Annotated in this window: 20 protein-coding genes; 11 read left to right on the forward strand and 9 right to left on the reverse strand. The window is 61.3% G+C overall.

Annotated elements, in window-relative coordinates; all coding sequences use genetic code 11:
- Positions 1 to 8: 8 nt before the first annotated feature.
- From QD172_RS00090 to QD172_RS00105, 4 genes are all read left to right on the forward strand, one after another.
- Positions 9 to 2,915, forward strand: a complete 2,907-nt coding sequence (locus QD172_RS00090; protein ID WP_279854513.1) for a bifunctional acetate--CoA ligase family protein/GNAT family N-acetyltransferase — start codon at positions 9 to 11, stop codon at positions 2,913 to 2,915.
- A gap of 307 nt (positions 2,916 to 3,222) precedes the next feature.
- Complete coding sequence (locus QD172_RS00095; protein ID WP_084208718.1) at positions 3,223 to 4,431, forward strand: glycine betaine/L-proline ABC transporter ATP-binding protein; 1,209 nt, start codon at positions 3,223 to 3,225, stop codon at positions 4,429 to 4,431.
- A complete protein-coding gene (locus QD172_RS00100) occupies positions 4,428 to 5,285 on the forward strand; it encodes a proline/glycine betaine ABC transporter permease (RefSeq protein ID WP_077376591.1) in 858 nt (285 codons plus the stop codon). Before QD172_RS00095 ends, QD172_RS00100 begins: the two co-directional genes overlap by 4 nt.
- Before the next feature lie 247 nt (positions 5,286 to 5,532).
- Positions 5,533 to 6,435 (forward strand): glycine betaine ABC transporter substrate-binding protein, encoded by a 903-nt coding sequence (locus QD172_RS00105; RefSeq protein WP_077376588.1) that lies wholly within the window; start codon positions 5,533 to 5,535, stop codon positions 6,433 to 6,435.
- A gap of 176 nt (positions 6,436 to 6,611) precedes the next feature.
- Here the strand turns inward: QD172_RS00105 and QD172_RS00110 are convergent, their stop codons facing one another.
- From QD172_RS00110 to QD172_RS00145, 8 genes are all read right to left on the reverse strand, one after another.
- Positions 6,612 to 7,283 carry an RluA family pseudouridine synthase gene (locus tag QD172_RS00110; RefSeq protein ID WP_279854514.1) on the reverse strand — a complete coding sequence of 224 codons (672 nt, stop codon included), beginning with the start codon at positions 7,281 to 7,283 and terminating at the stop codon, positions 6,612 to 6,614.
- 67 nt (positions 7,284 to 7,350) lie between these two features.
- Positions 7,351 to 7,902 (reverse strand): hypothetical protein, encoded by a 552-nt coding sequence (locus tag QD172_RS00115; protein WP_077376582.1) that lies wholly within the window; start codon positions 7,900 to 7,902, stop codon positions 7,351 to 7,353.
- Positions 7,903 to 8,242: 340 nt separating this feature from the next.
- Positions 8,243 to 8,893: a pyridoxamine 5'-phosphate oxidase gene (gene pdxH / locus QD172_RS00120; RefSeq protein ID WP_077376576.1), complete on the reverse strand. Its 651-nt coding sequence runs from the start codon at positions 8,891 to 8,893 to the stop codon at positions 8,243 to 8,245.
- Between the two features lie 72 nt (positions 8,894 to 8,965).
- A complete protein-coding gene (locus tag QD172_RS00125) occupies positions 8,966 to 9,364 on the reverse strand; it encodes an AzlD domain-containing protein (protein ID WP_077376573.1) in 399 nt (132 codons plus the stop codon).
- The gene (locus QD172_RS00130; RefSeq protein ID WP_279854515.1) at positions 9,361 to 10,194 is read right to left on the reverse strand and encodes an AzlC family ABC transporter permease; all 834 of its coding nucleotides are present in this window, start codon (positions 10,192 to 10,194) and stop codon (positions 9,361 to 9,363) included. Before QD172_RS00130 ends, QD172_RS00125 begins: the two co-directional genes overlap by 4 nt.
- A 458-nt stretch (positions 10,195 to 10,652) precedes the next feature.
- Entirely contained in the window at positions 10,653 to 11,060 is a 408-nt protein-coding gene (locus QD172_RS00135; protein ID WP_279854516.1) for a DUF2069 domain-containing protein, read from the reverse strand.
- On the reverse strand, positions 11,061 to 11,708 hold the full coding sequence (wrbA, locus tag QD172_RS00140; RefSeq protein ID WP_077376567.1) for an NAD(P)H:quinone oxidoreductase: 648 nt from the start codon (positions 11,706 to 11,708) through the stop codon (positions 11,061 to 11,063).
- A gap of 24 nt (positions 11,709 to 11,732) precedes the next feature.
- Positions 11,733 to 12,092 (reverse strand): ArsC/Spx/MgsR family protein, encoded by a 360-nt coding sequence (locus tag QD172_RS00145; protein ID WP_279854517.1) that lies wholly within the window; start codon positions 12,090 to 12,092, stop codon positions 11,733 to 11,735.
- Positions 12,093 to 12,191: 99 nt separating this feature from the next.
- Between QD172_RS00145 and QD172_RS00150 the strand changes: the two genes are divergently transcribed.
- From QD172_RS00150 to smrA, 6 genes are all read left to right on the forward strand, one after another.
- The gene (locus tag QD172_RS00150) at positions 12,192 to 13,490 is read left to right on the forward strand and encodes a YihY family inner membrane protein (protein ID WP_176503283.1); all 1,299 of its coding nucleotides are present in this window, start codon (positions 12,192 to 12,194) and stop codon (positions 13,488 to 13,490) included.
- A gap of 357 nt (positions 13,491 to 13,847) precedes the next feature.
- Positions 13,848 to 14,975, forward strand: coding sequence for a spermidine/putrescine ABC transporter ATP-binding protein PotA (potA, locus tag QD172_RS00155; RefSeq protein ID WP_077376558.1), 1,128 nt, complete (start codon positions 13,848 to 13,850; stop codon positions 14,973 to 14,975).
- On the forward strand, positions 14,972 to 15,853 hold the full coding sequence (potB, locus tag QD172_RS00160; protein ID WP_077376555.1) for a spermidine/putrescine ABC transporter permease PotB: 882 nt from the start codon (positions 14,972 to 14,974) through the stop codon (positions 15,851 to 15,853). The genes potA and potB overlap by 4 nt, the downstream gene beginning before the upstream one ends.
- Positions 15,850 to 16,632: a spermidine/putrescine ABC transporter permease PotC gene (potC, locus tag QD172_RS00165; RefSeq protein WP_077376552.1), complete on the forward strand. Its 783-nt coding sequence runs from the start codon at positions 15,850 to 15,852 to the stop codon at positions 16,630 to 16,632. The genes potB and potC overlap by 4 nt, the downstream gene beginning before the upstream one ends.
- Before the next feature lies 1 nt (position 16,633).
- A complete protein-coding gene (locus tag QD172_RS00170) occupies positions 16,634 to 17,710 on the forward strand; it encodes an extracellular solute-binding protein (protein ID WP_205632690.1) in 1,077 nt (358 codons plus the stop codon).
- Between the two features lie 205 nt (positions 17,711 to 17,915).
- On the forward strand, positions 17,916 to 18,557 hold the full coding sequence (smrA, locus tag QD172_RS00175) for a DNA endonuclease SmrA (RefSeq protein ID WP_347882017.1): 642 nt from the start codon (positions 17,916 to 17,918) through the stop codon (positions 18,555 to 18,557).
- Between the two features lie 122 nt (positions 18,558 to 18,679).
- Here the strand turns inward: smrA and QD172_RS00180 are convergent, their stop codons facing one another.
- On the reverse strand, positions 18,680 to 19,207 hold the full coding sequence (locus QD172_RS00180; RefSeq protein ID WP_084208710.1) for a hypothetical protein: 528 nt from the start codon (positions 19,205 to 19,207) through the stop codon (positions 18,680 to 18,682).
- 267 nt (positions 19,208 to 19,474) lie between these two features.
- Here QD172_RS00180 and betT point away from each other — a divergent pair, with 267 nt between their 5' ends.
- Positions 19,475 to 21,496, forward strand: a complete 2,022-nt coding sequence (betT, locus tag QD172_RS00185) for a choline BCCT transporter BetT (protein WP_077376546.1) — start codon at positions 19,475 to 19,477, stop codon at positions 21,494 to 21,496.
- The last annotated feature ends 44 nt before the right edge of the window (positions 21,497 to 21,540 follow it).

Here is a 21,540-nt window from a genome sequence, read left to right on the forward strand (position 1 = left end):
ACACCTCCATGGGGATGCGATTTCTGCGCAATTTCTTCGAGCCCACCAGTATCGCGGTGATCGGGGCCTCGGAAAAGACACACTCACTGGGCGGCCAGGTGCTGAGAAACCTGCTGGAAGGCGGGTTCAAGGGCACGCTTGTCGTGGTGAATCCCAAGGGCTATGACACGGTGCATGGAGTGCCCTGTGTGCGACGGATCAGTGAGCTGGACACGATGCCGGACCTCGCCATCCTGTGCTCGCCTGCCGAGACCTTGCCGCGCATCGTCGAGAAGCTGGGGCGTCGCGGCGTCAAGGCCGCGCTGTTGATCTCCGGAGGAGTGGCACCGTCGCCGGCAAGCTCCCTGGCCCGCGTGACGGAAAAAGGGCTCGGAATGCTTGCCCGGCGTGAGCCTGTGGCCCCCGACCACGCGCGACTGCGCATCCATTCGGATCAGGAGAGTCTCAACAGCCGTCTGCTCAAGGCGGCACGTGGCAGTGGAATACGTCTGCTGGGCCCGGAGTGCATGGGGGTCTGCGTGCCCAATCGGAATCTGAATGCCTCCTTCAGTGGTCAGCCTGTCGCCAAGGGCAAGGTCGCCTATCTGGGGCAGTCGGGGATGCTGGGCAATGCCATGATCGACTGGGCAGCGGGGCGCGGTATCGGCTTCTCCCATCTGGTGACGCTGGGAGACAGCGTCGACGTGATGCTGCCTGACCTGATTGATTACCTGAATCAATATGGGCATGCCCAGGCGCTCCTGCTGCATCTCGAGCGCATCCATGACTCGATGCACTTCATGACCGCACTGCGCGAGGCCTCTCGCAACCGACTGGTATTGGCGATCAAGAGCGGTCGCACGCCCGAGGCCGACCTGTTCGGGACTCATGTCACCCCCGGCATTCCCAATCGCGACCAGATCGTGGACGTCGCGCTGGCGCGTGCTGGGGTGGTACGCGTCAATGACAGCGAGGACATGTTCGATGCCCTCGAGACGCTCAATCGCATGAAACCGCTGCGGGGCGATCGGCTGGCGATCGTCTCCAATGGTCTCGGGCCGGCCCTGTTGGCGATCGACAAGCTGATGGCGGGAGGCGGCAAGCTTGCCGAGCTGAGCAAGGAGAGTCGGGATGCGCTGCTCAAGGATCAGCTGGATGTCAGCCTGCCCGGTCGCAATCCGGTGGATCTGGGGGGCAATGCCACGCCCGAAGACTTCGTTGCCGCAGTCAACATCGTGGCCAATGATCAGGGAGTCGATGCGGTGCTCGTCGTGCACGCCCCGACAAGACTTGCACCATCCAAGGACACGGCCGAGGCCCTGATCACGCATCGCAAGCAGTTCCGGCGCAATCTGCTGACCAGCTGGATGGGGCTCGAGCAGGCGCTGGCGGCACGTCATGCCTGCCACGCTGCGGGTATCCCGACCTATCTCTCACCCGAAAAGGGCGTCAAGGCCTTCCTGCAGATGGTGGATTACCAGCGGGTGCAGTCCCTGTTGCAGCAGACCCCGCCGAGCCTGTCCTTCACCACCAGCGCCGAGATTCGCGCCCGAGCACATGATCTGGTGCACAGCGCTCGGCGTGCCGGTCGTGAATGGCTGACCCATTCTGAAACGGCTCAGGTACTGGAGACCTATGGCATCGCGACAGCTGCCAGTCATTATGTGTCTGACGCCGCCGAAGCCGCGCAGGCCATTGCAGCTCTCAGGCAGGCGGCTGGCAAGGAAGACGCCGAGATGGCAGCGGGGCCCTTCGCCTTGCGGGTGGTCCACGAGCACAACAGCCAGCCCTTCCGTTATCGCCGCTTCCCGCAGCGTCTGTCTTCTGGCGTGGTCCAGGATCTCAATGGCCCGGAAGACATCGCCCTGGCCATGCGTCGCATCACCAGCAAGGTGAGCGAGCGTGATGACGAGCGGGGACGCAGCGGCAGCGAACGCACCCGCATCCATGAGTTCTGCCTGCAGCCGATGCGTCGCGGCAAGCATTCGCTGCAATTGAGTGCGGGCATCACGCGTGACGAGGAGTTCGGGCCGGTGGTGGTCTTCGGGCTGGGGGGCTACAAGGTCAACGTGCTGGTAGACCGCCAGGTTGCCTTGCCACCTCTCAACATGACGCTGGCACGCGAGCTCATCTCGCGCAGTCATGCCTCGCGCCTGATCGAGGAGCACTCGCCGGACCCCGAGCGGGATATCGCGCGCCTGTGTACCTTGTTGATCAAATTGTCGCAGTTGGCATCGGATTTGCCTGACATTCGGGGGCTGGAGATCAATCCGTTGCTGCTCAATCGTGATGAGGCCGTCGCGGTGGATTTCACGCTGGATCTGGGCAAGCCCGCGCGCTTCGCCATCATGCCGTACCCGGAAGAGCTGCGGGAGTGGGTGCGACTTGAGGATGGCACCGAGGTGGAAGTGCGGCCGATTCGTGCAGAGGATGCGCCATTGATCACCGCTTTCCATGCCAGATTGTCCGAGGAAAGCATTCGTTTCCGTTATTTCCATCACAAGGCTTCCCTGACGCAACGCGATCTGGCGCTGCTGGCCCAGATCAATTATGACCGCCAGATGGCATTCATCGCCGAGCGTGAAGTCAGTGAGCAGGAGGAGGGCGGCTCACGTCGTGAAATGCTGGGAGTGGTGCGGGTCTGGAATGACCCTGACAACATTCGCACGGAGTTCTCGGTGATCATTCGTGATGACCTGCAAGGTGAGGGGATCGGGCGACTGCTGATGGAAAAGATGCTGCGCTATTGCCGTTCGTTGGGCACTCTCGAGATGGTAGGCAAGATCATGATGGACAATCACCCGATGCGTGCACTGATGAAGCATCTGGGGTTCACCTGTCGTTACAACATGGAGGAACAGGTCATCGATGCGAGTATCCGACTCAATGAGCCCACCAGTGATTGGCAACGCCTGAGGCTTGAATCCAAGGCCTGATGCGCGCGTGTCGGGGCATGATCGGTGGTATGCCACCTTCGTCGTATAAAGCTGTGTTGTTGTTTGAGTGAATATCAATAACTCTGTATCATTATTTTAAATATAAGAATCCTTTATGGAAATTGGCGCAGGGAATGACGTGGCATTCTGCTCAGTATCAGGCAGTGTCATGACGGGTATCTCCCGCATGACGGCCTGATTGGCGCTATGCCACCCTCAGCGGCGCAACCTCGTGAAAGCGCGTTGCCTGCCGTGTGACTGATCAAGCCTGTTCACGCTTCCCTGTGCACTCACAACAGGAAAGCCAATGACTGACACTCGCGATGTGAAGATCCGGGTGCGCAACCTGAGCAAGGTGTTCGGTAACCAGCCTGACAAGGCGCTCACTCTGCGTGACCAGGGACTCAAACGTCCTGAAATTCTGGAAAAGACCGGCCAGACACTGGGCCTGTCCAATGTCGATTTCGATGTGATGGAAGGTGAGCTGCTGGTCATCATGGGGCTGTCCGGCTCCGGGAAGTCCACCTTGATCCGTTGTCTCAATCGTCTGATCGACCCGACAGAAGGCGAGATCCTGATCGACGGTCAGGACGTGGCCAAGCTGGATGAGAAATCGCTGCTGCGCTGTCGTCGCAAGCACTTCTCGATGGTCTTCCAGAACTTTGCGCTCTTCCCTCATCGTACGGTTCAACAGAATGCCGAGTACGGCCTTGAAGTGCGCGGCGAGGCGAAGGAAGTCTGTTTCCAGCGCGGGCGTGATGCACTCAAGCAGGTAGGACTGGACGGATGGGAGGATGCCTACCCCGATCAGCTCTCCGGCGGCATGCAGCAGCGTGTCGGGCTCGCACGTGCATTGGCCAATGATTCTACCGTCCTGCTGATGGATGAAGCCTTCTCGGCACTGGATCCGTTGATCCGCAAGGACATGCAGCAGGAGCTGCTGGCGCTGCAGCACAAGATGAAGAAGACCACCATCTTCATCACCCACGATCTGGATGAAGCCCTGTCCATCGGTGATCGCATCATCCTGCTCAAGGATGGTGAAATCGTCCAGATCGGCACTCCCGAGACCATTCTCACCGAGCCCGCTGACGATTATGTCGCGCGCTTCGTCGAAGGCGTGGACATGTCGCGGATTCTGACCGCCCAGTCCGCCATGACGGATGTCCGTGCCACCGCGCGAGACGATGATGGCCCCCGTACGGCATTGCGCAAGATGGGAGAAAACGGCTTGGACAGTCTCTTCGTGGTGCGCCGCGACCGTACCGTTCTGGGAATCGTGACGGCAGAAGATGCCGAGCGTGCCGTGCGTGAGAACCTCACGGATCTCTCCAGTCTGATCCACTCCGATTGCTGTCGGGTCTCGCCTGATGAGCCCTTGCACAACCTGTTCGCGATGTTTGCCGGCCATCACCACCCGCTGGCAGTCGTGGATGAGCAATCGCGCTTGATGGGAGTCGTGGTCAAGGGATCCGTACTGGCTGAGCTGGCCGAAGCAGGGGAGGCGCATGCATGAGTGAATCGACAGGTTTCACCATTCCGAAGATAGAGCTGGGTGACTGGATCGAGGCAGGGCTGGATTACCTGACCAACAATTATTCCAGCGTGACCCGCGCCATTTCCAAGTTCACCGAAACCGGCATCGGTGCGCTCAATGACGCCCTGATGTGGATGCCTCAGTGGGCCTTGATCGCAATGGTCGCGCTGTTGTGCTGGCGGCTGGCGGGAACTCGCCTGGCGATCGGTTCCATCCTGGGCCTCGGCCTCATCTGGAATCTGGATCTGTGGGATCCGATGATCGAATCGCTCACCCTGGTGGTCATCGCGACGCTGGTGGCCGTGGTCATCGCCATCCCCCTGGGCATTCTGGCGGCGCTGTCGGATCGCTTCTATCGGGTCATCATGCCGGTTCTGGATTTCATGCAGACGATGCCGGCCTTCGTCTATCTGATCCCGGCCATTCCCTTCTTCGGTATCGGGTCGGTCTCGGCGATCTTCGCTACGGTCATCTTCTCGATGCCGCCGGCGATCCGTTTCACTACCCTGGGGATTCGTCAGGTGCCCAAGGAGCTGATCGAGGCCGCAGATGCCTTCGGGTCCACCCGTCGCCAGAAGCTCTTCAAGCTGCAGCTGCCCCTGTCGCTGCCGACGGTGATGGCGGGCATCAACCAGACCATCATGCTGGCCCTGTCGATGGTCGTCATCGCGGCCATGATCGGCGCCGATGGTCTGGGCAACGAGGTCTGGAAGGCGATCCAGCGTCTGCGTCCCGGAGATGGGTTCGAAGCGGGTATCGCGGTGGTGATCCTGGCCATGCTGCTTGACCGCCTGACCCAGACCTTGAGCAAGGAAAAGAAGTCACGCTCCTGAGGTGACTCACCTCGACCCACAAGCCGGCACCGCCTGTCGTGCCGGCTTGTCCCATCTCTTCAGGGCGTTTCTTGCCCACATTTCTGCACCGCGACACATTCTCCTGTTCTTTACACGTTGCATGGGGATACGGCATTCGCGGCAGCCAGTCTTTCTGCTGGTCCTGTATTGATGAAAGGCTGACCTGATCGGCGATCAGGCAATTCTCGCCCTAAGAAATAAGTATATTCAAATAAAGGGGAAGTTGATGAATAAGCAAGGTACTTCACGTAGCCATCTGACCATCACCGCCAAGGCACTGTTGCTGGGGGCCGCCATGTCATCCTCGGTGGTCGGTGTCAGCGCGGCTCATGCGGCAGGTGACAAGGGAGATGTCACCCTGGCGTATGTCGAGTGGTCCTCCGAGGTCGCTTCCACCAATGTCGTGAAAGCGGTGCTGGAAGCCCAGGGCTACAACGTCGAGCTCAAGGCGCTGTCTGCCGCCGCGATGTTCCAGGCGGTCGCCTTTGGTGATGCTGATGGCATGGTCGGTGCGTGGCTCCCCACGACCCATGAAGACTACATGGCCAAGGTCGGGCCCAAGGTCGAGGACCTGGGGGTCAACCTCGAGGGCACCAAGCTTGGCCTGGTGGTCCCGGCGTACAGCAAGCTCGAGTCCATCGAGGATATCACCTCGCATGCCGACGAGATTGATGAGCGTATCGTCGGTATCGAGCCAGGCGCCGGCCTGACACGACTCACCGAGCAGGTGCTAGAGGATTACGATCTCGAGGATATCGACCTCACGACCGGTAGCGGTGCGACCATGACCGCAGCACTGAGCAATGCCATCAAGGGCGAGCGGGATATCGTGGTGACCGGCTGGACCCCCCATTGGATGTTCGCGCGCTGGGACCTCAAGTACCTGGAGGATCCGAAGGGTGTCTATGGCGGTGCCGAGGAGATCCATACCCTGGCACGCAAGGGGCTCAAGGAGGACATGCCGGAGGTCTACGCGATCCTGGACAACTTCGCCTGGACGCCGGCGGACATGGGCGAGGTGATGCTCAACAATCAGGAGGATGATGCAGACCCCTACGAGACGGCCAAGGCGTGGGTGGAAAGCCATCCGGATATCGTCAATGAGTGGCTGCCGGCAACGGCTCAGTAACCTTCATCGTGATGGCAGCGGTCTAGTCCACCCTCGGGCTGCCATCAATGTGAGTAAGACCACGACGAGACGCCCCCGCAGGCTTGCCTGCGGGGGCGTCTCGTCTATCAGGGTCGTCTATCTGTCTCACCATCCGTCTCACCATCCGTCTCGCCGATGCGGGACGTCAGCGACGCTCAAAAGGGGCAGGGGCTGCAGACTTCCATGCGCTCGCCGCTGACCGGGTGATCGAAGGCGATCATCTCGGCATGCAGCATCAGGCGCTCGGCCATGAAGAAGGCTTCATCACTGGCATACAGATCGCAGCCCAGGATGGGGTGGCCCAACTGCTGACTGTGGATGCGCAGCTGGTGGGTGCGCCCGGAGACGGGCGTGAATTCGACCCGGGTACGCCTGGGGGCCTCGAGCCGCTCAAGCACGCGATAGTCACTGATGGCGGTCTTGCCTGTCTCATGGCAGATCTTCTGCAACGGGAACTGATCCACGTCCTTGGCAATCGGCAGCGAGATCCGTCCACTGTCCTGCTCGACGTGTCCCAGCAGCATCGCGCGGTAGGACTTGTCGATGGTCCGGGCCTGGAACTGGCGCGTCAGGTTGCCGTTGGCCGGCTTGTTGAGCGCCACCAGCATGATGCCTGAGGTGCCGAGATCCAGACGGTGCAGCAGCTTGGCGGTCGGGTATTCCTTGACCAGCCGATGGTGCAGCGAGTCCAGATTGAGCGGATGCTTGCCGGACAGGCTCAGCAGACCACTGGGCTTGTGGATCAGCAGGATGTCCTCATCCGCGTAAAGCACCTTGTAGGTCTCATGACAGGGCGGAACGATGAACGGGTCGGCTTGTGGCTGCATGGGGTCTCACAGATGACGATGGGCGGTTCGACGGTGATGGTCGGCAAGGCGGGTGATGAGCTCGCCGTCACTCGTCAGGCAGCGGGGAGGCCAGCAGATCGATGTCTTCCCAGTGATACTCGTATTCCTCCTCCTCGGTGTCGTCGGGAGCTCGCCCGATGAACAGGCTGGCGGTGAAAGCCCGCACGAAGATCACCTCGCTGCCATCCAGTGCCGCAAGGCGCTCGCCTTTTCTGAGCTTCTTGATCTTGCGCTTGCGCGCCGCGACATCCTCACGCGCGGCGCGGGTCGCCTCTCGCCACTGGGCGGCAATCTCACCGGGGGCAGTGGACTGTGCCAGGAGTGCCGGCGGGCATTGCAGCGGAATATCTGGCGTGCCTTCATCCCGGATATGGTATTCCCAGCGGCTGGGGTCACCCTGTCGGGGAGCCTGCATCAGATGCTGGCGAATGAAGGTATGACCATGGGGATGCTCCAGCACGGTGTAGAGCACATTGCCGACCACGGCGTGATCCACCAGCGAGATGCCATGGTGATCGGAAGGTGTGTAGCTTGCCAGCAGGCGATCTACCAGCGTCTGACGAGCCACCTTGGGTGTTGCACTGTCGTCCCAGGCCATGTGGCCTCCCTTCCTGTAAACATGTGACGGTGTATGCAGGACATGAGCCGTGCAGCTGTCGACGACCTGAGCATGCCCTGCACCGAAAAGCCGGCCATTGTCTGTTCTGGCACGGCGCAGGGCAAGTCATGCTTAATCTCGCATGCCGCGTCGATGGGGCGCATCGCGGGTGCCGCATGGCTGGATGTGAGGGGCATGGCGCGAGGGGCATGGCGCGAGGGGCATGGTGCGAGGGGCTTGGCGTAAGGGGCATGCGTGTTTCGATCAGCACGCAGGCGCCTTCACGCAAAAGGCCCCGCCATGGCGGAGCCTTCGAGAGCGTGTGGCGATCAGGTGCCACTCACGGTGCGAGCATCACCTTGTGCCACTCATTGTCTTCGGTATCCAGACGCTGATAACGGACCCGGTCGTGCAGCCGTGATGGCTGGCCCTGCCAGAACTCGATCATCTCGGGCACCACGCGATAGCCACCCCAGTGCTCAGGTCGCGGGACATCACTGTCGGCATAGACCTTCTCGAAGCGGCCCTGTCTCTCGCTGAGCCAGTCGCGATCCGGAATCTCGACGCTCTGCTGCGAGACCCAGGCCCCCAGCTGGCTTTCCTTGGGACGGGAGGCGAAGTAGTGGTCCGAGGTGGCGTCTGAGACCTTCTCCACGCGACCCTCGATACGGACCTGGCGCTCCATGGCAGGCCACCAGAACGTCAGGGCCGCATGCGGCACATTGGCCAGTTCGCTGCCCTTGTGGCTCTGATAGTTGGTATAGAAGATGAACCCTTGTGCGTCGTATCCCTTGAGCAGCACGATGCGCGCGTGCGGCTTGCCCTGGCTGTCCACGGTGGACAACGTCATCACATTGGCATCGTTGTCATCGGCGGAGAGTGCGCTGGTCAGCCATTCCTGAAACTGCTCGAAGGGTTCGGCCGGGGTGTTGTCAAGATTCAGGCCATCACCGGAGTAGGTTCTGCGCACGTCAGCGATATCGCGATTCATGGTGGGCTCCCTTGATGAATTGCTCATGTAATGTAAGGACTGTGTACCGTCGAGCGCCAGATCGCAAGGGCCTCAGGCCTGTGCCATGGGGCCGAGCTGTACCCACGCCATGTAAAGACCGGTACCGACGGCGATGGAGAGCAGCGCATTGCGTCGCCAGAGGTGAAGGCCGGCCACGCAGGCGGCGGATATCAGCATGCCGGCACCTTCGGCCTGCATCAGCCAGTCGCGCCAGAGCTCGCTGCGAGCAAGCGTGGAGGGCAGATCACGGGGGGAGTCGCCGGGCAATGACATGGCAGACAGGGACACGATGATCAGCACGACCATCACGATGGCCGGCAGATAGCGACCCATGTGCAGGATCAAGGGATGTGCGGAATGGCGTGAGAGAAACAGGAAGGGGGTCACGCGTGTCGCGAAGGTCGCCAGCGCGGCCACGCCGATCAGCAGCAGTGCCTGGGTCGTTGTCATCGTGTCCGGCTCCCGTCGCTCAGAGAGCGCTGTTGATGGAGATAATGGCCGAGCAGAAGGACACTTGCCGCGGCGATGCTGCCGAGCAGCAGTTGGTCTTGGGGCAGCACCCATAGCCCCGCCAGGGTGATCACCAGGCCCAGCAGGAAGGGCCAGCGTTCCCGCAGTGCGTACCATTGCTCGATGCCGAGCACGACGAACAGGGCGGTGAGGGCAAATTCGATGCCGCTGCTGTCGAAGGTGAGCTGACCGGCCGCTAGTCCCAGTGCGGTCCCCAATACCCACCACAGCTGGTTGAGCGCCGTAATGCGCAGCATCAGACGCTGATCATTGCGCCTGGCGGCCTTGTCATCCCGCTCACCGCTGCGCGGCAGGCTGGATAGCAGCGAGTAGGTCTCGTCGGTGAGGCCGAAGATGAGATAGAGCTTGGCGATTCCGGCCTCGCGAAAACGTTCCAGCAATGACAGGCCATAGAACAGGTGGCGTGAGTTGAGCAGCAGGGTGGCGACGGCCACCTCCGTGACGCCCGCTCCAGCGCCCAGCAGAGCGACCGCCAGGAACTGCCCGGCACCCGCCAGGATGATCACCGACATCAAGAGTCCCAGCCAGGGGCTCAGGGGTAACTGGGTGAACAGCACCCCGAAGGCGGCTCCCAGCGGGATATAGCCGAACATCACCGGTAGCGTCTGACGCAGCGCCTCACGCCACGCCTGGCGAGCACTCAGCCAGGCGCTGGCCGTGGTGATCGACTCAGGTTCGGCCATCTTCAGGGAGGGCGCGCCGTCGTCGAGGGTGCGTGTCACGCCATCGGTGGTGGGGGTCGTAGGCATGAGGCGTACGGGGTTCCTGTCGGCTCAATGGGCATTGGCATCACGCGAGGCTGCGTGACGACCCGATCCCGAAGGGGTCAGACGCATCAGCATAGCGTGACGATGATGGTGTGGCGATGCGGCCAAGGTGGCACTCTGCAGTGCAATCCTCTGGATTCTAGCGCCAATTGCCCGGCAAGCCACCGTCGAGTGCTGATCTGTCATTGGATTCCTCCGCGAATCTTCAAGGGATAAGCGCCGAGGCCGAGGAGAAAGGGGGAGAGGAAAAAGAGAAGCGGAAAGAGACAGCGGAAAGAGATAGCGGCAGGGACAGAAATGAGGGAAGGGGCAGAAAATTCGAAAGAATCGCCGGTCGTGCAGACAAAGCGCCAGGCCTGATGACAGATAGCGCCCAGGGGGCGCTATCTGTCAGGTCCTTGGCGGCCGGCCTTTTGCCCCATGGGGGGGGCCGGCCCGCATCACGACTGAGGCTGACGCTTCAGATTGCGCGAGCGAAAGCGAGCATACGCCATGCTGGCGAGGAACAGGCCAAGTGCCGCCAGCGCCTCCAGTACGCCGATCACCCCATGGCCGGGTACGCTGGCCAGCATCACGCCCTGCATGAGATAGAGCAGGCTGACGAAGGCCAGCCAGACGTGGCCGCGGGCGCGACGAGTCAGCACGGCGGGCAGGAAAAGGGCAATGGGCAACAGGCGAATCAACAACGGCACCAGGCCGGTGTTGTCACTCTGGGCCATCAACTGGATGCCACCTACCAGCAGGATGATGGCCAGGGCCGCGAAGCTCACGATCACGCCGCGGCGGCTCTTGGCCTCGAGGGTGTCGAGGCCCTGTTCGCGTTCCATTCGTTCAAGCCAGGCGCGCATCTATCGGTTCTCCCTGAGGGGTTGCATGGCGAGGGCCAGGCGCGCAATGCGCTTGCCTTGCGCGACGGCCAGGCGTCGCTCATGGTCATTCACGTCATTGTCACCGCGCTTGCCGCTGACATGGGTGGTGCCATAGGGCGTACCGCCCTGGGTGGTTTCCAGCAATTCAGTGGCACTGTAGGGCACACCCGCATAGACCATGCCGTGGTGAAGAAGAGGCACCAGCATGGTCATCAAGGTGGTTTCCTGACCGCCATGCAGTGAGCTTGAGGCACTGAAGGCGGTGGCGGGCTTGTCGATCAGTGCCCCGTTCATCCACAGCTCGCTGGTGGAGTCGAGGAAGTACTTCAGCGGAGCGGCCATGTTGCCGAAACGGGTCGGGCTGCCAAGTGCCAGGCCTGCACACTGACGCAGGTCATCGAGGGTGGCATACATGGCACCGCTGTCGGGGATTTCCGGCGTGGTCTGCTCGCAGGTCGTCGAGACTTCGGGGACACGGCGCAGGCGGGCCTGGATTCCCGGAATGGACTCGATGCCAGCGACGATCTGCTCCGCCAGGGTCTGGGTCGCACCGTGACGCGAGTAATAAAGCACGAGCACATAGGGTGTCGTATCGGGGGACGTACTGGAATGGGTGTCAGCTGACATGGGCGTCCTCAGGTCACGAAGGGATCAGGCGTCGTCGAGCAGGGCGAGTACATCCTGCGGTGGTCTGCCGATGATGGCGCGCTTTCCATCATCGAGAATCGGGCGTTGCATCAACTTGGGCGTGGCAGCGATGGCGTCCAGACGTCGTGCATCATCGGGTTCCTCAAGGGCGAGCGCCTTCCAGTCACCCTCGTTCTCTCGCGTCAGGGCTTTCGCCCCGCCTTCGAGTCGAGCGGCCAGCGCACTCAGCTGCTCACGGCTCAACGGGGTGTCCAGGTAACGAATGGTCTCGAATTCGTCGCTTTTCAGGCGTGACTCCAGCAACGCGAGGGTTTCGCGTGACTTGGAGCAGCGCGGGTTGTGATAGAGTTTCAGCATTGGCATGACTGTCTCCGTTTCCGGACAGGCGGTAAGGCGAATGGACTGTGCCGTCAGTGATTCCTGACGGCAGCTTCACATCAGGGATGCATTGTAGAGGGGCGCATGAGAATGCCACAACTGCCACAACTAAAGCGGATGACGCCTGCCATCGGGGTCGTCCTCAAGCTGGTCTCACGTTTCAACTATCACGATGGCAAGAAGACTGCCTCCGCCTTGACCTATACCACCCTGTTCGCGGTGGTGCCTCTGATGACGGTGATCTATTCGATGTTCGCCGTCATCCCGAGCTTTGACGGTGTCGGGCAGCAACTGCAGACCACCGTCTTTGCCCAGTTCCTGCCCTCCACCGGCGAGACGGTGCTTGAGTACCTCAATGAGTTCTCGGGCCAGGCTCGCAATCTGACCTCCGTGGGCCTCATCTTTTTGTTCGTCACCTCGGTGTTGATGATGATCACCATCGAAGGGGCGTTCAATGCCATCTGGCAGGTACCGGAAGGGCGCAAGGGGCTGTCGAGCTTTCTGATGTACTGGGCGGTACTGACACTCGGGCCGCTGATGCTGGGGTCCGGTTTCCTGCTGTCTTCCTATCTGACTTCGCTGTCGTTCTTCGATTCAGCGGCCTCGATGCTGGGCGGTAAGGCGGTATTGCTGCGCCTGTTGCCACCATTGTTGAGCGCGGTGGCCTTCACCTTCATCTATGCCGCGGTACCCAATTGCAAGGTGCGCCTGCGGGATGCGGCCGTGGGAGCGGTGACGACAGCTCTGGCACTGGAACTGGCCAAGGCCGGGTTCTCGTTCTACGTCACGCAGTTCCCGTCCTATCAGGCCATCTATGGTGCCTTCGCGGCAGTGCCACTGTTCCTGCTGTGGGTCTTCCTGTCCTGGTGCATCGTGTTGCTGGGGGCGGAAGTGGCGGCCTGGATGGGGGAACGCTCCAACGCTGACTGGCACCGCTGGCCACCGTTCTGGCAGACCCTGGGGGCCGTCATGCTGCTCAAGGATGCGCATGAACGGGGCGAGCCGCTGTCGGATGACAGCCTGACCGAGGTGTTGGGCAGCCGCTATCGTCGTGTACTCAAGCCCTTGATTGAGGAGAACATCGCCAGCCAGACCCAGGATGGTCAGTGGGTGCTGGGACGTGATCTCAATCACTATACGCTCTGGGAGCTGGCGCGAGCGCTGCCCTGGGATCTGCCGGCAGGCGAGGCCGGCGAAGCGCCGCACCCTCGTCTGGAGCCGTTGCGAGAAGCGTTGGCTCAGGCGCGTCAGGCCGAGAAGGAACGCATGGACTGTGGGCTGGTGGAGGTTCTGCCCAGTGTCGGTGAGGTCGAATCTGGCTCTGCCCACACCGGCGCCCCCCTTCCGACGAATCCGTCATCCACCTCCTCCATGGCGACGTGAGTTGTTCCTGGGTGAATGCGAGATGACAGCAGGCCCTCGAGTGGGCAGAATGCGCACCTCACGACCTGCCTGAGGCTGGAGGATGCAAGCTGCCAGGCAATGCAAAAGGCCCGACTCCGGTACGGGCCTTTTCATGTTTCGTCGCTCAGGATTTGTTGCCGCGCGCATCGCCTGACGGCATGGACAACGGCTTGCATGACCGCCGTGGCGCAGCGGTAAAGATCCTGAGCTGGACCTTCTGCGTGCAGGTCGCGCAGGAACTGAAGAAGACTCGACAGTGTGGCGCATCATTTCCGGCGCGCCATTTCATGTATCAGGGAGACGTGCGCGTTTCCCGCTGGAGGTGACCCCCTGCCGATGAATAGCTCTGCTCCTGAGACGACCCCACTGGTCAAGTTGCGCTCCATCACCAAGACGTTTGGCGAGCGCAAGGTGCTCGACAGCCTGGATCTGGATTTGAAGGATGGTGAGTTCGTGACCCTGCTAGGCCCCTCAGGGTGTGGCAAGACGACCGTACTGCGCTTGATCGCAGGCTTCGAGGATCCTGATGCGGGTACCATCACGCTCGAGAACGCGGCATTGCAGCACACGCCTGCGCACCTGCGTCCGGTCAATACCGTCTTCCAGAGTTATGCGCTGTTTCCGCACATGAATCTTTACGACAACGTGGCCTTCGGGTTGCGCATGGAGAAGGTGCCCAAGGCCGAGATCCACGAGCGTGTGCGGGAAGCGCTGGAAATGGTGCAATTGGCGCATCTGTCCGACCGTCGTCCGGACCAGCTCTCCGGTGGCCAGCAGCAACGTGTCGCCATTGCCCGCGCCGTCATCAAGCGCCCGCGTGTCCTGCTGCTGGATGAGCCGCTCTCGGCATTGGACTACAAGCTGCGCAAGCAGATGCAGAATGAACTGAAGCGTCTTCAGCGCCGTCTGGGCATCACCTTCGTCTTCGTCACCCACGATCAGGAGGAAGCGCTCTCCATGTCCGATCGTGTGGTCGTGATGCGGGAAGGGGGGATCGAGCAGATCGGCACGCCGCGTGAAGTCTATGAGTCGCCGAGCACGCTGTTCGTGGCGCGCTTCGTCGGCGAGATCAATCAGCTGGCGGCACGCGTCGAGCGGCCTTCGACAACGCCGGGGCGCATCCACGTCGAGGTGCTGGGAAAGTCGCTGGAACTGAGCAGCCACGGCCGCGAATACCTGGGTGGCGAGGCGGTGCAGGTGCTGCTGCGCCCGGAGGACATGCGACTCAAGTCCGCCGAGGACAGCGAAGGCTTCGCGGCCCGTGTCATCGAGCGCAACTACAAGGGCATGACGCTGGATACGGTGCTGGAGCTCGACAGTGGCCAGCAGCTGCTGGCCAGCGAGTTCTTCGATGAGGATGATCCGGACTTCGATTATCGCCTCGGTGAGCGCGTCAAGGTCAGTTGGGTGCCGGACTGGGAAATCATCCTGCCGGATGATGCCCCCGTGGAGGCGGGGGCATGAGTGTGGTGCGCAATCCCTTCAAGACGGCCACGCTGACCATCATCTGGGGCTGGCTGATCGTGCTGGTACTGGCGCCCACCTTGCTGGTGGTACTGGTCAGCCTGATGCCCGAGGGCAGTGGGCAGCTACTGAGTGGCGACATCTCGCCTGCCACGCTCTGGCAGGGCTTGCTGACCAATTACGGCCAGATGATCAGTCCGGTCTATCTGGGAGTGTTTGGCCATTCGCTGTGGATCGGCCTGGTCACGACTCTTATCTGCCTGGTGCTCGGGTATCCGTTCGCCTGGATGATCTCGCGTGCCAGCCCCCGGATGCAGCCGCTGCTGCTGCTGCTGGTGATCATCCCGTTCTGGACCAACTCGCTGATTCGCATCTATGCCCTGCGCACGCTGATCGCGACTCGTGGGCTGCTCAATGATGTGCTGATGACTCTGGGGCTGATCGATACTCCCCTGCGGCTTCTGTATACCGAGGAGGCGGTGATCATCGGGCTGGTCTACATGCTGTTGCCCTTCATGATTCTTCCGCTTTACGCGGTGTTCGAGCAGCTCAGCCGTCCGACCCTGGAGGCGGCACGCGATCTCGGCGCCAATGGTCTGGCCACCTTCCGTCATGTGGTGTTGCCGCTGACCATGCCCGGCATCATCGCCGGCGTGCTGCTGGTGTTCCTGCCGGCGATGGGCATGTTCTATGTGTCGGATCTGCTGGGTGGCTCGCGTCATCCCTTGATCGGCAACATCATCAAGGGACAGTTCCTGGAAGCCAACAACTGGTCCTTCGGGGCGGCCATCAGCGTGATGCTGACACTGGTGATGGCCTTCCTGCTGCTTGCGTATTACCGCAGCGTCAAGCTCTTCAAGCGGGAGGTGACACTATGAGCTTGAGCCGCCCCCTGCGCGTGTTCAGTCGTTGCTACATGACGCTGATCTTCACGCTGCTGTATGTGCCGATCCTGGTGTTGATCGGGATTTCCTTCAATGATTCGCGCAATCCGTTCCTCTGGGGTGGCTTCAGTCTGCGCTGGTACGACAAGCTGCTGGGCAACGCCAATCTGATGGATGCTGCGCTCAATACCCTGTGGCTGGGCGTGACGGCGGCGACTCTCGCCACGCTGATCGGCACCCTGACCGCCACGGCGCTGTACCGTTATCGCTTCCGGGGAAAGCCGCTGCTCAACGGCATGCTGTTTACCGTGATGATGATGCCGGACATCGTGATGGCGATCGCGTTCCTGGCGCTGTTCATCGCCCTGGGCATCCAGCTGGGCTATCTCTCGTTGCTGGTCTCTCATGCCACCTTCTGTCTGCCCTTCGTGGTGATCACGGTGTATTCGCGCCTGTCGGGGATCAATCCGCAATTGCTGGAGGCCGCACGTGATCTGGGGGCCAGCGAAGCACGGGCCGTCTGGCATGTGCTGGTGCCAGCGTTGATGCCGGCGATAGCCTCGGGTTGGCTGCTCAGTTTTACCCTGTCATTGGACGATGTCGTGATCTCGACCTTCGTCACCGGTCCGACCTTTGAAGTACTGCCGCTGCGTATCTATTCCATGGTGCGCCTGGGGCTCAAGCCTGAAGTGAATGCACTGGCAACTCTGCTGCTTGGATTGTCACTCTGTCTGCTGGTGATTTCCCAGTGGTTGATCAAGGAGAAAAAATAACATGCAAGGTTCCCGTTTCCCGCTGCGCGCCGCTGGCCTGATGGCTGCCGTCAGCCTGGCATCCGTGGCGACATCCGCCCCCGTTCTGGCCGCGGATGACAGCGACAAGGTGCTCTACGTCTACAACTGGACGGAGTACATGCCCGATGAGGTCATCGAGCGCTTTGAAGAACAGACCGGTATCGATGTCATCTATTCCACCTTCGATTCCAACGAAGCGATGTACGCCAAGCTGAAGCTGCTGGACAGCGACAACAGCTACGATCTCGTCTTCCCGTCGACGTATTACATCGACAAGATGGCGCGCGAGAATCTGCTGCAGAAGCTGGATGTCAGCAAGCTCAGCCATTTCAAGGATCTCGATCCCAACCTGGTCGACCGCGACTTCGACAAGGGCAATCAATATAGCGTGCCTTACATGTGGGGCAGCGCCGGGATCGGTTACAACCCTGACTATGTCGAAGAGGGCGCGCTGACCAGCTGGAACGATCTGTGGGATGACAAGTATCGTGACAAGTTGCTGCTCTCCAATGACATGCGCGAGGTCTTCCATGTCGCGCTGGCAAGCCTGGGCTACAGCGGCAATACCACGGACCCGGACGAGATCAAGGCAGCCTACGAGAAGCTGACCGAGTTGATGCCCAATGTTCGCGCCTTCAACTCCGATGCGGCGCGTGTGCCGTTCATGCAGGGCGAGGTCGATGCCGGTCTGATCTGGAACGGTGAGGTCTACCAGGCCAATGAGGAAGGCGTACCGGTGAATTACGTCTATCCCGAGGAAGGCATCATTCTGTGGATGGACACCATGGCCATCCCGTCCAATGCGCGTCACGTCGATGCGGCCTATCAGTTCATCGATTATCTGATCAGCCCGCAAGTCAGCAAGGAGATCAGCGAATACGTGGGTTACACTACGCCGAGCCTTGCCGCCAAGGAGATGATGGACCCCGAGGTGCGTGACAACCCGGTGGTCTTCCCGACGCAGCAGGATCTCGCACGTGGCGAGTTCCAGACCGATGTCGGCGATGCGCTGTCGATCTATCAGAAGTACTGGGAACAGCTCAAGACGGGTCACTGATCCCGTCGTGACGCCAGACGTGTGGACGCACGAATTTGGCATGGACGCTTGAGCTTGGCTCACGCCCCGAGGCATTCTCTGTCTCGGGGCGTCGTCATTTGCGTCCTCTGCGCCCCGGGTGGCCAACCATCGCCCCGGGCGCTGGCAGGTCTTGATGACGACCTGCTCCCTGATTGCCACGTCCTGGTGAAGACTGGAGGGTGCCATGTCACGTTTTTCCCCTGCAATGATGTTGGCAGCGCATTCGCGCGAGATTACCCCTGATGAAGCGGATGCGCTGTTCAGTCGTGAGATGCAAGGTGTTGCTCCTCTGACGCGTGGCAAGGATCGCGCGGATGTGGCCACGGGGCCCAGGGCACCGAGCGAAGCACAGCTGGCCCGTCGGGAAGAGGCCCAGAAGGCGCTGGGCAATGAGCTGGATGGGTTGTCAGACAGTTACGTGGAGCATCTGTCGCCGCATGATCCGGTCGAGTATCGGCGTGATGGCATTCAGGTGGGCGTGCTGGACCGTCTGCGTCAGGGCGGCTACCCCCCTGAGGCACAGCTCAATCTGATGCGTCGGCCCTTGATCGAGTGTCGTCGAGAGGTCCATCGCTTCATTCAGGATGCCTGGGGCAGTGAATTGCGCTCGCTGCTGGTGATCCATGGCAAGGGGCGTGATGGTGAATCGCATGCTGCCTTGATTCGCTCCTACCTGGTGCATTGGCTGCAACAGATGCCGGAGGTGCAAGCCTGGAGCAGTGCTCCGCAGCGTCATGGTGGCCTGGGGGCAACGTTGGTGATGTTGCGCAAATCCCGTGCGGCGCGTGACAACAACCGCGAGCGCCACCAGAAGCGTCGCGGCTGATGCTTCGCTTCAAGGCTCACGACACAGAACTCACGTCACCAGGCCCTCAGGTCTTCCGCGAGCAGGCAGGCAAAGGCCCGCCACGATGAAGTGGCGGGCCTTTTCGCGTGCAGCCGGCTGACTCATTGCACGCTGTAGCCGCGTCCGCTGAAGCAGGCACTCAATGCGCGGCGATAGGTGTCGGCATTGCCGGCGGTCACCGGCGGGGCGGCGGAATTGGCATCCGCGCCACTTTCCTGATTGGCCCAGCGATGACACTCGTAGCGATCCCTGGCCTGCTGGTCCTGGCTCTGCCCCTTGGAGGGATAGGCGATGACATCCACCGCGGGGGCGGAGAGCGTCGCCGGAGCAGGGGCCTGGACCGGCAGGTACTGTTGCTGGCTGGCCTCCCAGAGGTAATAGGTGCCCGCCGCCAGGTAGTAGAGAGTGGCGCCAACCCAGATGCCGCGAGCGCCTGCCGGCAGTCCATGCCCGTGGCCGGGGCCTCCCGGGGCCCAGCGTACCAGCGGCCCAGGGCCACCATGCCCGATGAAGATATCCGGGCCATCCAGACGTGGGTGCCCCGGACCGGCCATTGCCGAAGCGGCCGGCAGGGCAGTCAACAGGGCAAGTGACAGCGCGAGGCCGCGCGTGGATCCTTTTCTGCTCATGCATTCAACTCCTCTGCATCAATCCGTCACGCCGATTATGCGCCTGCCGCGCTCGTTCAGTGTGCAAGCAACCCGCAAAGAAATGATATCTGATGATGTCGTGATACCCCGCAATGGCGTGTCCATGGCGTTGGGCGTGTTGCCATCAAGTGGTATTATCCGCGCCGCCATTGATGACGACTTTTCATTATGGATATGCGCGTTGAGGCAGCCAGGGGACATCAAGTGCCCACGCTGTCTCGCCAATACACCCACTAGGAAATGCCCATGCGTTCAACCCCTGCTGCGGGTGGCGGAGAGCCCGGCAAGGAGTCTCGTTCAGGCCTGTTTGCCAAGGTCAATCCGCCAGTCTTCTTCTGCGCCAACGCCATCATCCTGCTATTGGTGATCTTCACGGCAGTGTTCTCGGACACGGCCATGTCGGTATTTGACTCGGTCCAGCATTGGATCACCAATACCGTCAGCTGGTTCTATATCCTGTGTGTCGCGATCGTTCTCATTTCCGTGATCTATGTCGGTTTCTCGCGCCACGGCGAGATTCGTCTTGGTCCGGATCACTCGCTGCCGGACTACAGCAACGTCACCTGGTTCGCGATGTTGTTCTCGGCTGGCATGGGCATCGGACTGATGTTCTTCGGTGTCGCCGAACCGGTGATGCATTTCCTGAATCCGCCGACCGGAACCCCTGAAGAGGTGGAGACCGCGCGCGAAGCGATGAAGCTGACCTTCTTCCACTGGGGGCTTCACGCCTGGTCCATCTATGCCATCGTCGCGCTGATTCTGGCCTACTTCAGTTATCGCCATGAACTGCCGCTGACGTTGCGCAGCGCGCTGTATCCGCTGATTGGTGAGCGTATCCATGGGCCGATCGGCCATGCGGTGGACATCTTCGCCATCGTCGGCACCGTCTGCGGGGTTGCCACCACGCTGGGCTACGGCGTGGCACAGGTCAACGCCGGGCTCTCGCACCTGACCGGCATGCCCAACAATGACTGGACCCAGGTGGCGATCATCGTCGTGATCACCGGCCTTGCGACCATCTCGGTGGTGACCGGGCTCGACAAGGGCATCCGCATCCTGTCCGAGGTCAATCTCGGGCTTGCCGTCGTGCTGTTGCTGTTCGTGTTGCTGCTCGGGCCGACCGCCTTCCTGCTCAAGGCCTTCGTGCAGAATTCCGGTTTCTACATGGCCGATATCGTCGGCAAGACCTTCGAACTCTATGCCTATGAGCCCAACGACTGGATCGGTGGCTGGACGCTGCTGTACTGGGGTTGGTGGATGTCATGGTCTCCGTTCGTCGGCATGTTCATCGCGCGTGTCTCACGCGGTCGCACCATCCGGGAATTCGTGATCGGCGTGCTGTTCGTGCCGGCCGGCTTCACCCTGCTGTGGATGACCATCTTCGGCAACACGGCCATCTCGATGATCATGGAGCAGAACGTCACGGCGCTGGTCGATACCGTCAACGACAACTATTCGCTGGCCCTGTTCACCTTCCTCGAGCAGCTGCCGCTGGCGTCCATCACCTCGGTGATCGCGCTGGTGATGGTCATCGTGTTCTTCGTGACATCCGCGGATTCCGGCTCGATGGTGGTCGACATGCTGGCCTCCGGCGGTCGGGAAGATACCCCGACCTGGCAGCGTATCTACTGGGCCTTCGCGGTGGGCATTCTGGCGATCGTCCTGATGCTGGCCGGTGGGCTGGGCGCACTGCAGACGGCCACCATCGCCACTGCCTTGCCGTTCGGGATGATCCTGCTGGCGTCGATCTTCGGGCTGCTGCGCCAGCTCAATCTCGAGTCCGTCAAGCGGCGTTCACTGTCCGTCAACACGGCAGCGGCGACCCCGATGGGCGAGAAGGGCAACTGGCGCAAGCGTGCCCAGCACCTGATGAGCTTCCCGACGCGCGCCATGGTGCGGGGGTTCCTGCGCGGTACCGTCGCGCAGGGCATGCAGGAGCTGGCGGAAGAGCTGCGTGGTCAGGGGCTGGAGGTGGAAGTCACCATCAGTCGTGATCGCGTCTACTTCAATGCGCGCCATGGCGAGGAAGATGACTTCATCTACGGCGTGCGCATTCGCTCCCACCTGCGTCCGGATCTCAATCTGGATCAGGAAGACGAGGGCGATGAAGAGGATTACTGTCGTGCCGAGGTCTTCCTCAAGGAAGGCGGCCAGTCCTATGATCTGATGGGCTACAGCAAGGACCAGGTCATCAATGATCTGCTCGAACAGTACGAGCGTCATATGCACTACCTGCACCAGCTGCGCCTGACCCAGTCTGCCGGCTGACAGCGAGTCTCTGCGCGAGACCGTCAGACCCCAAGCCCCCGTGA

The organism is Cobetia sp. 10Alg 146 (assembly GCF_029846385.1).
Taxonomy (GTDB): Bacteria; Pseudomonadota; Gammaproteobacteria; order Pseudomonadales; family Halomonadaceae; genus Cobetia; species Cobetia marina.

Excerpts from the sequence above, each read along its gene's own strand:
- QD172_RS00090 (WP_279854513.1), top strand. The coding sequence starts at position 9 with ATGGGGATGCGATTTCTGCGCAATTTCTTCGAGCCCACCAGTATCGCG.
- QD172_RS00095 (WP_084208718.1), top strand. The coding sequence starts at position 3,223 with ATGACTGACACTCGCGATGTGAAGATCCGGGTGCGCAACCTGAGCAAG.
- QD172_RS00100 (WP_077376591.1), top strand. The coding sequence starts at position 4,428 with ATGAGTGAATCGACAGGTTTCACCATTCCGAAGATAGAGCTGGGTGAC.
- QD172_RS00105 (WP_077376588.1), top strand. The coding sequence starts at position 5,533 with ATGAATAAGCAAGGTACTTCACGTAGCCATCTGACCATCACCGCCAAG.
- QD172_RS00110 (WP_279854514.1), bottom strand. The coding sequence starts at position 7,283 with ATGCAGCCACAAGCCGACCCGTTCATCGTTCCGCCCTGTCATGAGACC.
- QD172_RS00115 (WP_077376582.1), bottom strand. The coding sequence starts at position 7,902 with ATGGCCTGGGACGACAGTGCAACACCCAAGGTGGCTCGTCAGACGCTG.
- pdxH (WP_077376576.1), bottom strand. The coding sequence starts at position 8,893 with ATGAATCGCGATATCGCTGACGTGCGCAGAACCTACTCCGGTGATGGC.
- QD172_RS00125 (WP_077376573.1), bottom strand. The coding sequence starts at position 9,364 with ATGACAACGACCCAGGCACTGCTGCTGATCGGCGTGGCCGCGCTGGCG.
- QD172_RS00130 (WP_279854515.1), bottom strand. The coding sequence starts at position 10,194 with ATGCCTACGACCCCCACCACCGATGGCGTGACACGCACCCTCGACGAC.
- QD172_RS00135 (WP_279854516.1), bottom strand. The coding sequence starts at position 11,060 with ATGCGCGCCTGGCTTGAACGAATGGAACGCGAACAGGGCCTCGACACC.
- wrbA (WP_077376567.1), bottom strand. The coding sequence starts at position 11,708 with ATGTCAGCTGACACCCATTCCAGTACGTCCCCCGATACGACACCCTAT.
- QD172_RS00145 (WP_279854517.1), bottom strand. The coding sequence starts at position 12,092 with ATGCCAATGCTGAAACTCTATCACAACCCGCGCTGCTCCAAGTCACGC.
- QD172_RS00150 (WP_176503283.1), top strand. The coding sequence starts at position 12,192 with ATGAGAATGCCACAACTGCCACAACTAAAGCGGATGACGCCTGCCATC.
- potA (WP_077376558.1), top strand. The coding sequence starts at position 13,848 with ATGAATAGCTCTGCTCCTGAGACGACCCCACTGGTCAAGTTGCGCTCC.
- potB (WP_077376555.1), top strand. The coding sequence starts at position 14,972 with ATGAGTGTGGTGCGCAATCCCTTCAAGACGGCCACGCTGACCATCATC.
- potC (WP_077376552.1), top strand. The coding sequence starts at position 15,850 with ATGAGCTTGAGCCGCCCCCTGCGCGTGTTCAGTCGTTGCTACATGACG.
- QD172_RS00170 (WP_205632690.1), top strand. The coding sequence starts at position 16,634 with ATGCAAGGTTCCCGTTTCCCGCTGCGCGCCGCTGGCCTGATGGCTGCC.
- smrA (WP_347882017.1), top strand. The coding sequence starts at position 17,916 with ATGTCACGTTTTTCCCCTGCAATGATGTTGGCAGCGCATTCGCGCGAG.
- QD172_RS00180 (WP_084208710.1), bottom strand. The coding sequence starts at position 19,207 with ATGAGCAGAAAAGGATCCACGCGCGGCCTCGCGCTGTCACTTGCCCTG.
- betT (WP_077376546.1), top strand. The coding sequence starts at position 19,475 with ATGCGTTCAACCCCTGCTGCGGGTGGCGGAGAGCCCGGCAAGGAGTCT.